The following is an 11,903-nucleotide window of genomic DNA, read 5'->3' as shown; positions in this document are numbered from 1 at the left end:
GATTATACAAATGTTATTTATTTTTGTAAAATATTTTTAAGAGGTGAATTATGAATTTCAATCAATTTATAAATAAACAAAATATAATAATGACTGAAGATGAGCATAATGTACATGACTTTCTTAAACATCATGATCCTAAGTGGTCTTCTAATTATATTGATCATTTATTAGATGGACGTGATAAAGTAAGTCAACGTTTAATTACATCTTTACATAGGGAGAATTTAGTAAAAAGTCGCGATCATAGTCGTGTACTTAATCGACGTCAGTTTGCTGGTTACGGAGTTAATGTGATTGCCATTTTAGAAATCTATTTTCCAACATCAAATATTTATTTGTATGCACCAATAACTGGAATGCATGCATTCGATCGCCTTGATGTCGAAGGACCTTTTTATTTTAAGAATCTAAGTAAAGAAGATGATTTTGAACGTGTACTACATCCTAATCAAATATTAGATTGGATATTAATTGAAGATGAGAACTTAAATAACGAGGCTAGTATACAATTTAGAAATGATTTAAATAATAGTGCAGCTAATATGACTTTTGCTTTAAGTTTCCAACATCATACGATGCGTAATGAAAGAGCGCCATTATATCACCTTATTAAAAATGCAAATGATAGTTACTTGCGTTCTGAACAATCTGTCGTCGAAGGCCATCCCCTTCATCCTGGTGCTAAGTTAAGAAAAGGAATGAATGCTAGGGAAAACTTTATGTATTCATCAGAATTTGGTAATGTTATTCATCTAAAAGCCGTGTTTATTCATAAAAGTATAAGTCGTATTCAATCATTGAATGTAGATTACAATGATGCCGTAAAGCAAATGTTTCCTGACTTAATTAAAACCTTAGAAAAAGAATTTGGCGAAGATTTTAATTTACAAAATTATCATTTAATGATGGTTCACCCTTGGCAAATAAAACATATTTTACAAAGTGATTATCAGGATGAACTAAACGAAAAGTTAATATTGATAAGTAATCATTCAGTACCATACTATGCTGGTCTATCATTTAGAACGTTAGTACCTAAACAACCTGATTTATCCCCGCATATCAAATTATCAACGAATGTGCATATAACTGGTGAGATTCGAACATTGTCTGAACAAACGACGTATAATGGACCATTAGTGACTCAAATTTTAAGGGAGATTATGTCAAAAGATGAAGATTTTTCACGTTATCAATCTACTTATATCGATGAAAATGCAGGGATTCACTTTTATAATCGAAACGACAATGAGTCAATTCAAACAGATCGAAGTGAACAATTAGGGACTTTGTTTAGAAATAATTTATATCAGTTTATATCTAATGAAACAGTGCCAGTAATTCCATCAAGTTTGGTTGCGACCTATCCATATAATACTGAAGCACCAATTTGTACGTTAATCAAAACGTATCAAAATACGCATCAATATAAAAATTTTGAAGAAGCAGCGAAACAGTGGATTAAAGACTATAGCAAAGCTCTTCTTGGCTTAGTTATACCTCTTTATTCAAAATATGGAATTTCGCTAGAGGCACATTTACAAAATTCAGTGGCAACTTTTAATAAAGATGGCGCACTAGATATGATTTATATCAGGGATTTTGAAGGATTACGTATTGATAATGAGCAATTGAATAATGCTGGATTTACTACTCAACATTTCCATGAAAAATCTAGAATCCTTACAAATTCTAAAACATCAGTATTTAATAAAATGTTCTATTCAACAGTTCAAAATCATTTAGGTGAACTCGTTATTACAATAGCTAAATATTCTGATAGTAAAATTCTTGAACAAGAAATATGGCAAATTATTGCACAAACAGTAGAAGACATTTTTAATCACATGACTCACATTTCAAAACAACATCTCAACAACATCAAGCGCACTATTTTCGCATCCGAAATCGATTATAAGTGTGTCACAACAATGCGTTTAGAGGATCAAGCACATGAATATACGTATATTAAAGTGAATAATCCACTTCATAGAAAGAATGATTTATAAAATCAAAAAGCACTTGAGCATGATGCTCAAGTGCTTTTTTGGTATACATCAAGAGATTGATTATTTTAAACCTTCTCTTTCATTGTTTTCTTTGTTATCTTTTTCGTTTTTTTGTTGCCATTCTTTTTTTGTCATTACGTCGTCAACTTGCATGTTAACTTCAACAACTTCTAAACCAGTAATATATTTTACTTGTTCTTTAACTAAGTCTGTCACTTTACGGAAAATTTTAGGTGCAGATTCACCATATTCTAAAATAACTTTTAAATCTACAGCAGCTTGTTTTTCTCCAACTTCTACAGATACGCCTGTAGTTACATTGTTACCGCTTGAGAAAGCGTTAGTAAAGCTGTCTGTGAAGCCACCTTTCATGTCTAAAATTCCTTTAACTTCACGTGCTGCAATACCAGCAATTTTTTCAACTACTTCATCTGAGAAAGTTAATTTGTTTTCAAATTGAGGTTGATTATTTTGAGCTTGTTGTTGCTCTTTTCTTTCTTGTTCATTAACACCTGTTTGATTATCATATGCTTGTTTAGCTTTATTGTTATCTACTGCCATAATACATTCTCCTTTATTTTTAAATTAGTTTTATCCATAAATTAATTAGAAACTTCTTAATATCTGAGTCTAACTCCATCTATTTAGGAAGTTTAAGAAATCTTGAGTACGGTCTTTAATATACCCGATACCGATTCCTATTAAACATAAGACTATAATTAAAATTGTCTTCCAGAATCCAAGAGTTAGGAATAATATAGCTATAATTAAAAATGCTAAAAATCCAATAATACGCCATTTAAACGATTTTAAAATATTTATAAATTGTTGAGTAGCGTCTTGTCCGTTTTGATTGTTATTATCAGCCATGGTATCCCTCCCTTACAATACGCGTGGACCAGATGTTTTCTGATCACGTACGTTAACTTCTAATTTTCTTACAGGAATTTCAGTAAAGTGTTCAACATTACTTTTGATATCAGCACGAATACTCTCTGTTAAACTCTTAACTTGAACATGGTTTGGTACGAAGAAATCTGCTTTGATGTCAATGAATGATTTATTCTTTTTGTTATAGAGCTTACTTACAACATTTGGTTGTCTAACTTGATCATATTTAGCGATTGTATCGTAAATTGTTTTTTCAACAGCTTTACGTGATACGTAAATATGTCCATCATCAAAGTCTTTATAAAGTCCAGGTTTGCGATGCGTAGGTTTAAAAATACTAAGTACTAATATAAGTCCTATTAATATAAGTAATCCTGCAAGCCCAATCAATAGTGGTTGGAACCAATTAAATTGTAAGAAGTAGTCTTGATAACTTTGAATACGACTATCATCTATATACATAAATAATAGGAAGCCAACTATAGCCACAATGAGTAAGCCGAGAATAAAATTCTTAAGTCTTTTCACCTCGCACGTCACCTCCTTAGCAAAAGTTAATTTTAGATTATACATCAATTAGGTACCCTATAAATATTTTTTAAAACATTAATAATTCAAATTGATATCTAATTTAAAATATATTTAAAGAAGTACATCTTACAATCGTTATTCCCTATTTTTTTAATAGAAAACCAGAATTAAGCAAATTAATTTTATTTTCATTATAGAGCTTTAAATTTTAATATATAGTTTTTCATGTCCATGTTATACTTGTCTGATAACGTATAGATAGTTCTTTTATTGGAGACTTTTATTAGAATCGAATAATTGCAATAACCATTAATGAAAATGTTAATAAAATCACTATAAGCTATATTGTAATGACTTTATGTTACTGCGTGTAGGAACAAAATATTACACCAACTTATATAAAATAATATTAATCACTAGGCAGGAACTAAGCATATTTAAACACGATTGGTACAAACAGTAGACTTAAGTATGAATATCATTATTCAAATAAAGTAAAAGTGCTTAAATTAAAATTCATGGCTATAGTCTACTAATACACTACATCAAAAGATTAAATATACATGTTCTATCACACTCTGTTTGAAATGATTAATAATTTCAAATGACAAATATAAAAGCCTGGAACATCAAATGTTCCAGGCTTTTATGGTGTATTAATGATTAATCACTGCGTTAAAATAAACGCTTATCTCGTATCGATTATGATTCATATTAAAACTTTAAACTGAATTAGGATAATAAATGTTGTCGCCTTTTCATACATATACTGACATTTATATAACGTTTTTTACTTAAGATTGATAACAAGCTTACCAATCATAGAATGAGACTCTAAAATTTGATGCGCTTCATAAAGGCTATCTACATTTAATCCGTTGATAACTTTCGTGGTAGTTGGTTGATAATATCCCTGTTCAACCTTTTCTGCTATATCCTTAAGATATTCATGGTGTTTGATTACATCATCTGTATGGTGTAATGGTCTTGAAAACATAAATTCATGCGTAAATGTTACACTTTTAGATTTCAATAAATTTAAATCTTGTTGCGAATTAAATGCGACAATTGTCGCAATATGTCCTCTAGGTTTAACTAAGTTAACCATCATTTCATAATACTTATCTGTATCAAATGTACAAAAGATATAGTCAACACCCTCAATATGATTATCTTTAAATTGTTGACGTAAATCTTTCCTATGATTCAGTACAATATCAGCACCCATATTAATAGACCACTTTATAGTATCCTCTCTCGAAGCAGTTGTAATAACCTTCAACCCATAAAATTTCGCTATCTGTGTTGCAATACTACCTACACCACCTGCTCCATTAATTATTAACAAAGATTTACCTTTATTTTCAGAAGGATTTTTTGAAATCCCAAAAACATCGAAAAGCGTTTCATAAGCTGTTAGCCCAGTTAAAGGTAGGCTAGCTGCTTGTTCACTTTTCAAATTTTTAGGTGCTTTAGCTACTAAATACTCCTCTATTAATTGGTATTCTTCATTCGAACCATTTTGGTTAGGGGAACCTGAATAAAAAACGACGTCCCCTTCTTGAAACATTGACACTTGATCTCCAATCTTTTCAATCACACCAACAGCATCAAAGCCAAGTACACGTGGCGCTTTGTCAACTGGCATCGTACGCTGTTTTGTATCAACAGGATTCACACTAATACTTTGAACCTTGACTAATAATTCATGGCCGGATGGATGAGGTATATCAAAGTTAAATTCCTCAAAACAATTTCCTTCATCTAATTGGAATGGAGATTTAAATCCTATCGCTTTCATAGTGCCACCTCTTTAAAATTATTTAATTTTATTATATCACTTCAATTTACTACTTATAGTGTAAACGTTTTATCGTCAAATAAATTAATGCTTTGTTTTTATTCACTTGCCACTTTAATAACTTGTTTACCAAAATTATCACCAGTTAGCAGATTTCTAAAGGCTTGCGGTACTTTATCAAAACCATCTTCTACTGAAACTTGTGTTTTAATTTTATTCTCTTGAACCCATTCAGCTAATTGCTTGCTCGCTTCTTTAAAATTATCAGCGAATTCCGCTACTAAGAAACCTCTCATCATTGCTTGATTTTTAATCAATGTTTGCTGAATGCGTGGCCCAATGTCTTTTTCTGGATGATTATAGGATGAAATCGCACCACAAACAGGAATTCTTGCATGTGTATTGAGATGTTTGAAGACTTCATCGCCAATATATCCACCTACATTTTCAAAGTAGACATCTATACCGTTAGGCACCGCTTCTTTTAAGGCTTCAGGGAAGTTATCTTTTTTGTAATCGATACCAGCATCAAAATGAAGTTCTTTTTTTAGATAGTTCACTTTTTCATCTCCACCTGCTATACCAACGACTCTGCAACCTTTAAGTTTCGCAATTTGGCCCACAACTGAGCCAACTGCACCTGAAGCTGCTGAAATAACTACTGTTTCACCTTCTTTAGGTTGTCCGATATCAAGTAGTCCATGATAAGCTGTCTGACCTGGCATCCCCAACACACTAAGATAAAGATGTAATGGTACGTCAGAAGAAGGTACTTTGTTAACATACTCACTATTTACTGTATTGATTTTTTTCCAAGGAAGCATGCCCACTACTATATCACCTTCATCAAAATTACTATCCTTGGATTTTAAAACTTTAGATACTGTATGTCCATTAAAAGGTTCCCCTTGTTTGAAAGGATCTACATAAGAATCAGCATTTGTCATACGTCCCCTCATATATGGATCAACCGATATATATAATGTTTTCAATTGCAATTCGTTTTCTGAAGGTTCAATAACATCTATATCTTCATATTTAAATGTATCGTCTTGTGGCATTCCGTCAGGTACTTTATTAAATATTATTTGTTCATTATTCATATCATCATCATCCTTATAATAATTGTTTATGCTTTTATGTTTCCCTAAACAATTCGATCGCAATCATTACATATCATTTGTATAATATATAATAGTATTTATAGTATCGTGAATATAAATGAATAGGAGATGTGTGTTCATGAGATTAAGTTTACTTGATTATGTCCCGTTGTTCGAAGGGCGTAGCCCAAATGACGCCCTAAAGCATAGTATTGAATTAGCCCAACACGCTGAGAAACTTGGGTACTTACGATACTGGGTTGCAGAACATCATCAAGTTTATTCTGTTGTTTCGAGCGCACCCGAAATAATAATGATGTCAATTTTAGAACACACACAACACATCAGAGTTGGTAGTGGAGGTGTGATGTTACCACATTATAGTCCTTATAAAGTAGCTGAACAATTTAAAATTATGGAAGCAAGACACCCCCAACGTATCGATATGGCTATCGGGCGTTCGCCAAGCTTTAAAAATGTTAATGAAGCATTAAATGAAAACAAAAATAAAAAATTACCATTCAATACTCAGATTACTGATTTGCTTAAATACTTCAATAACGATACATCTCATGACCATCGTTTCAAATCATTATTAGCCACACCTATGGTTACTTCATTTCCTCAGCTATATATTTTAGGTATGAGTAATAGAAGCGCAAAATTAGCCGCTCAGCGGGGACTACCTTTTGTTATTGCACGAATGGGACAATCTGAGACTGACCTTCATGAAGCTATAAGCACTTATCGAAAATATTTCAAAGCTTATCATGGTGAAATTAATAATGCAAAACCATATGTTATTTTAGCAACTTTTGTAGTAACAGCTCCTAATTTGTCTAGAGTTAAACAATTGCTACATGCGCTTCAACTTTGGTTGATGCGTATTAACTATTTAAATCAACCTAAGAGCTATCCATCGATTGAAACAGCGCAGAGCAAGCATTATAGTCAACGAGAATTAGAAAAGCTTGAAAAGATGAAATCAAAAATCATATACGGAATGCCAAATGATGTTGCGGAACAACTTACCTTACTTCATCAACAATTTAAAGTGGATGAAATCCTCATCTTACCTCATGTATTTGGTGAAGACGCTAGAATGGAATTAATTGAGTTAATTGCGAATGAATTGATTCCATCTTGTTCACGCGATGAATTTTAGACTATTACTAAAAGACGCACGATTGATTCACTTGAAAGTCAAGTTATCATTCAATCGTGCGTTTTGTTTACTACTTTTAAATTCCCCATAAGAATTGTATGATTTTATTTGCAACATCTTTATTCTCATGTAATTGACTATGTTGTGCCTTTGCACCTTTAAATTTCATTTCTTGATAAGACTTAGCGCTACCTCTTAGTAAATATTGAAGCGATTGAGAAGAGCTATTTGACACACGTCCATCTGAATGTGAGCCATCTTGTAAATCTCCGTAGATATTTAAAACTTCTATTTCCTTACCACTATAAATCTTATGCAATGATAACAATTGTCGATATGCGGGATTCATTCTACTTGGTTTTCCCTGTTTATCTATGATAATTTCATTCACTTCCTCATTCATATTCAAAACCCCGTTATAAACTCCCGCTATATTAACTTCTTTTTTAAGTTGTGGCAAATGCAGATCGTCTCCATAATTTTTCATGTAAAAAGCAAATGACATGTTCCCCATTGAATGTCCTACAAAATTAAATTGTTGAATTCCAAATTGACTTTTTAGTTGTGATAGAATTTCTTTAATCCAGAAAGCATTTTCTTTAAAATTTCCATTTTTATTATCTTTAAATTCTACTTTGACAATAGGGTTAGCTGCATCTTTACTTAATTTTTTATCAAAATATACTTTTCCTTCACGACTTACTCTAGCGGTTATCACTTCATTGGTTACATTTTTATTTAATGCTTGTTTGACCATAAACGTTTCTGAGCCGTTCGCTACCACCATAACCATGTAAAAAAATTGTTGCCGTTGTTTTTAATTTATTATTAGAATATTGAGTCGAAATGTATGATTGCGATTGAGTTTTGTTATAAATAATAAATAAAACTAATACTGTCGTAGATAAGATTGTAAATAATAGAATTGTGAATTTTGACTTCATCATTAGCCCTCTTCATGTTTATTTATTAACTATACTATTACTAGTAAAAATTTATTTGATTTATGGGATTACTTTAAAATAATCTTAGTTCGATAAGGTATATTACAATGAGACATAACTCTATTTTAAACTACTTTACTTGAAAAAGAATATACGTAAAAAAACGATTATTTCCAAATCATTTTCATTGGAAATAATCGTTTTTGTTTTAAATACTTTAATAAGTGCTCTTAGTCAACTGTCTTTTTTCTAGTTAATATTTAGCTTTTATTTAATTTCTTTACTCTCTGCAAGTTCTTTGTACCAATATGCACTTTTTTTAGGGAATCTTTCTTGTGTTTCAAAATCAACATAGAATAAACCGTATCTTTTTTCATAACCATTTGACCATGAAAATACATCCATTAGAGACCATAAGAAGTATCCTTTAACATTGGCACCGTCTGCAATCGCATCTGCTATCACATTTAGATGCTGTTTAATATAGTCAATTCGTGCATCGTCATGTACTGTTTTTTCTTTTTCATCGAATACATCTTTATATCCTAATCCATTTTCAGTAATATAAATCTTATGATAATTTGGATAATCTTTTACTACACGCATAATTTGGTCATATAAACCTTGTGGATAAATCATCCAATCCCAATCGGTTCTAGGAACATCAACATCAAATTCACGTTGTCCTACACCTTTAAGTTGATACTTAGATCCACCTTTATCACCAGTAGCATTATGTGTTATTTCAGATTCACCTTCATAACCACGCATCCAGTCACTCATATAATAATTAATACCTAAGAAATCGTTTAAATCCTTAGCTTCATCTAAAATTTTGTAGTCTTCATCAGAAATCTCTAATTGACCACCATTCACAGATAGGATGTGTTGTACTCCTTCCATCGTTTCACGTGAGTACTTACCAAGGTATGTTGCATCTAAAATAAATTTATTATGAATAATATCTTCAAGTTCGGCTGCTCTCACATCTTCAGGATTAGATGGATCATATGGATATTTTGTAGGTAATGCATGGACAACACCTATTTCTCCCTTATAATTTTTATCTTTAAAAAGTTTAACAGCACGTGCGTGTGCAACCATCATATTATGATGAGATTGGAATACTTTTTCAAAGTCATATTTGATACCTGGAGGGAATTTACCAACTAAATATTGACCATCACCAATTGGCCCAATTTCATTGAATGTTGTCCAATACTTAACTTCTGGAAATTCTTTGAAACAAAATTCAGCATAATCTACAAAATAGTCTATAGTTTTACGATTTAAGAAATCTCCATCTTTGTGAAGTACTTCTGGTGTGTCAAAGTGATGTAATGTTACAAAAGGCTCGACATGACGCTTATGACATTCTTTGAAAAGATTATGATAATACTCGACACCTTTTTGATTCACTTCACCGTAACCTTTAGGAAAAATACGAGACCAAGCAATTGAGATACGTATACCATTTACACCAAAGCGTTCACTTAATTCCAAGTCAACAGGATATCTGTTATAAAAATCACTTGCTGGTTCAGCTGTGTACCAATAATTCTCCTCTAAATACGTGTCCCAAGCGACACGCCCTTTACCATCAGTCTGAGTAGCTCCTTCTGCTTGATATGCAGCGGTTGCTCCACCAAAAATAAAGTCATCAGGTAATTTCTTAGTCATATATAAAACTCCTTTTTAATTGTTAAATTGTTGTTTTACAAATTCTAAAGCCGCCTCACCGTCTCTTGTTAACTTGATATATTGAGCGCCTTCAGTTTTGGCTAATTTAATTCCTAAGCGATCAGTATCTTGTTTAATATCTTCATAATTAGAAGCAACTTGTGGTGCTAAGATAATTAATTGATAATCTTTCATAATATCCATATGTGCACCATAACCACCTGCTGCTGCTTTTACTGGTACTTCATACTCTTCAGCAGCTTTATTTAAAGCATTAGCTAGTAAACCACTTGTACCTCCACCTGCACATAAAACTAAAACATTTGTTTGTTCACTAATAGTATCTGTAGAGGATGTAGAAGTTGTTTCATCAACTGAAGATGTATCATCAGTATCCGCTTCACTTGCCCCTGCAGTTGCTAAAATAGCATCGGCTTTTTTCGTATCAAAGTTTGCTGATACTTTTTCTTTTAATTCATTATTTGCTTCTTTATTTCCTAATTCTTCTTCAAGCACTTGTTCATCGTATACTTTTAAGAATGGATAGTAAATGATCACATCAACAACAATAAGTAATATTGCTAACACAAATGACCAAAATGCAAATCCAGTCCCCATAATAATACCGAGTGGACCAGGAGTAGTCCAAGGTAAAAAGATACTAAAACTATTCATGTTTAAGACATCAACAAAAAATTTAAAAATCCATATGTTTACTATAGGTGCAAAAATAAAGGGTATAAAGAATACCGGATTTAGCACGAGTGGTGCACCAAAAAGTATGGGTTCATTGACACCAAAGAATGTAGGTACGACTGATGCTCTACCTATCGCTTTATTTCTTTTTGATTTTGTTAACCACATAAACATAAATGGAACAACTAATGTTGCACCGGTTCCTCCCATAGTTGCTACGAACATCTGTGTACCCGGTGTAATCACTTTATCAGCATGTTCTCCAGCTTGTATTAAGTGTAAATTTGTTTCAAGGTTCGCATAAGTAATTGCTGCAATCGCTGGTTCAACAATAGAAGGCCCATGAATACCTACAAACCAGAAGAACGCAAACGCACCGAATATGAGTGTAACCCCAATCCAACCATCTGCCGCAGTAAATAGTGGCTCAAATACTTTTAGTACTGCATTTGCTACATTCGTGTGAACTATTGCTCTTGAAAGTAAGTCTAAAGCATACAAAATTAAAATAACTGCTGATAAAGGGAAAATATCTTTAAATACCTGAGATATATTTGGTGGGACTTCTTTAGGCATTTTAATGGTAATATTTCTTTTGACAAAGAAATTATAAACAATCACGGTAATAAACGCGGAAATAAAGGCTGTCAATAAACCTTTTGTACCCATAAATGCACTAGAAAATCCACCATCTTTAACAGGATCAGCAGCTAAGAATAAAAATCCACAAATAGCTGCCATCATTGTCGAAATAAAGTTGATCTGATTCGTTTTATCTAGTTTTCGATTGTAAGAATCAGTTAAGGATTTAGCTGTGGTTCCTGCTACAAGCAAACCAACTATTCCCATTGTTTAGTTTGTACTTTTTATATGTATTTCTAACTGTTTATAAACGTTGATATATCAATATTTTATAGTCATATCATTATTATAGATTGCTATTAATTTTTAAATAACGTATTCAAAACGTATTCAAAATAAAAAACGCCACTCAATGAGTGACGCTTGAAACGAATTATTTAACTTGTCCGTGTGCTAACTATTTAATTTGCCCTTATCATCAAAATTATGCCCTTTTTT

Annotated in this window: 8 protein-coding genes and 2 pseudogenes; 2 read left to right on the top strand and 8 right to left on the bottom strand. The window is 31.9% G+C overall.

All coding sequences use genetic code 11. The features are described from left to right. Positions 1-50: 50 nt before the first annotated feature. The gene (locus HMPREF2663_RS08555) at positions 51-2,012 is read left to right on the top strand and encodes an IucA/IucC family protein (protein WP_070846204.1); all 1,962 of its coding nucleotides are present in this window, start codon (positions 51-53) and stop codon (positions 2,010-2,012) included. Between the two features lie 60 nt (positions 2,013-2,072). On the opposite strand, the gene HMPREF2663_RS08550 is transcribed toward HMPREF2663_RS08555, so the two are convergent. The 5 genes from HMPREF2663_RS08550 to HMPREF2663_RS08530 form a co-directional block, all read right to left on the bottom strand. Then, positions 2,073-2,573 carry an Asp23/Gls24 family envelope stress response protein gene (locus tag HMPREF2663_RS08550; protein WP_002447353.1) on the bottom strand — a complete coding sequence of 167 codons (501 nt, stop codon included), beginning with the start codon at positions 2,571-2,573 and terminating at the stop codon, positions 2,073-2,075. Between the two features lie 69 nt (positions 2,574-2,642). After that, entirely contained in the window at positions 2,643-2,882 is a 240-nt protein-coding gene (locus tag HMPREF2663_RS08545) for a DUF2273 domain-containing protein (RefSeq protein WP_001829717.1), read from the bottom strand. Positions 2,883-2,894: 12 nt separating this feature from the next. Continuing rightward, on the bottom strand, positions 2,895-3,431 hold the full coding sequence (gene amaP, locus HMPREF2663_RS08540; RefSeq protein WP_070846202.1) for an alkaline shock response membrane anchor protein AmaP: 537 nt from the start codon (positions 3,429-3,431) through the stop codon (positions 2,895-2,897). 793 nt (positions 3,432-4,224) lie between these two features. Beyond that, on the bottom strand, positions 4,225-5,235 hold the full coding sequence (locus tag HMPREF2663_RS08535; RefSeq protein WP_002474903.1) for a zinc-binding alcohol dehydrogenase family protein: 1,011 nt from the start codon (positions 5,233-5,235) through the stop codon (positions 4,225-4,227). Positions 5,236-5,333: 98 nt separating this feature from the next. Further along, on the bottom strand, positions 5,334-6,338 hold the full coding sequence (locus HMPREF2663_RS08530) for an NADP-dependent oxidoreductase (protein ID WP_046044427.1): 1,005 nt from the start codon (positions 6,336-6,338) through the stop codon (positions 5,334-5,336). A gap of 139 nt (positions 6,339-6,477) precedes the next feature. Here HMPREF2663_RS08530 and HMPREF2663_RS08525 point away from each other — a divergent pair, with 139 nt between their 5' ends. Then, positions 6,478-7,503, top strand: a complete 1,026-nt coding sequence (locus HMPREF2663_RS08525) for an LLM class flavin-dependent oxidoreductase (protein ID WP_046044426.1) — start codon at positions 6,478-6,480, stop codon at positions 7,501-7,503. A 76-nt stretch (positions 7,504-7,579) separates the two neighbouring features. Here HMPREF2663_RS08525 and HMPREF2663_RS08520 read toward each other — a convergent pair. The 3 genes and pseudogenes from HMPREF2663_RS08520 to HMPREF2663_RS08510 form a co-directional block, all read right to left on the bottom strand. Then, positions 7,580-8,447 (bottom strand): annotated as a pseudogene (locus tag HMPREF2663_RS08520) (alpha/beta hydrolase). Positions 8,448-8,714: 267 nt separating this feature from the next. Next, a complete protein-coding gene (gene lacG, locus HMPREF2663_RS08515; RefSeq protein ID WP_002447347.1) occupies positions 8,715-10,127 on the bottom strand; it encodes a 6-phospho-beta-galactosidase in 1,413 nt (470 codons plus the stop codon). Between the two features lie 15 nt (positions 10,128-10,142). After that, positions 10,143-11,675, bottom strand: a pseudogene (locus HMPREF2663_RS08510) (PTS lactose transporter subunit IIBC); the annotation flags it as partial. Between the last annotated feature and the right edge of the window lie 228 nt (positions 11,676-11,903).

It is taken from the genome of Staphylococcus sp. HMSC077D08 (assembly GCF_001837945.1).
GTDB lineage: Bacteria > Bacillota > Bacilli > Staphylococcales > Staphylococcaceae > Staphylococcus > Staphylococcus epidermidis.
The sequence above is the reverse complement of the archived record's forward strand: the minus strand, read 5'-3'. Positions and strand labels throughout refer to the sequence as shown.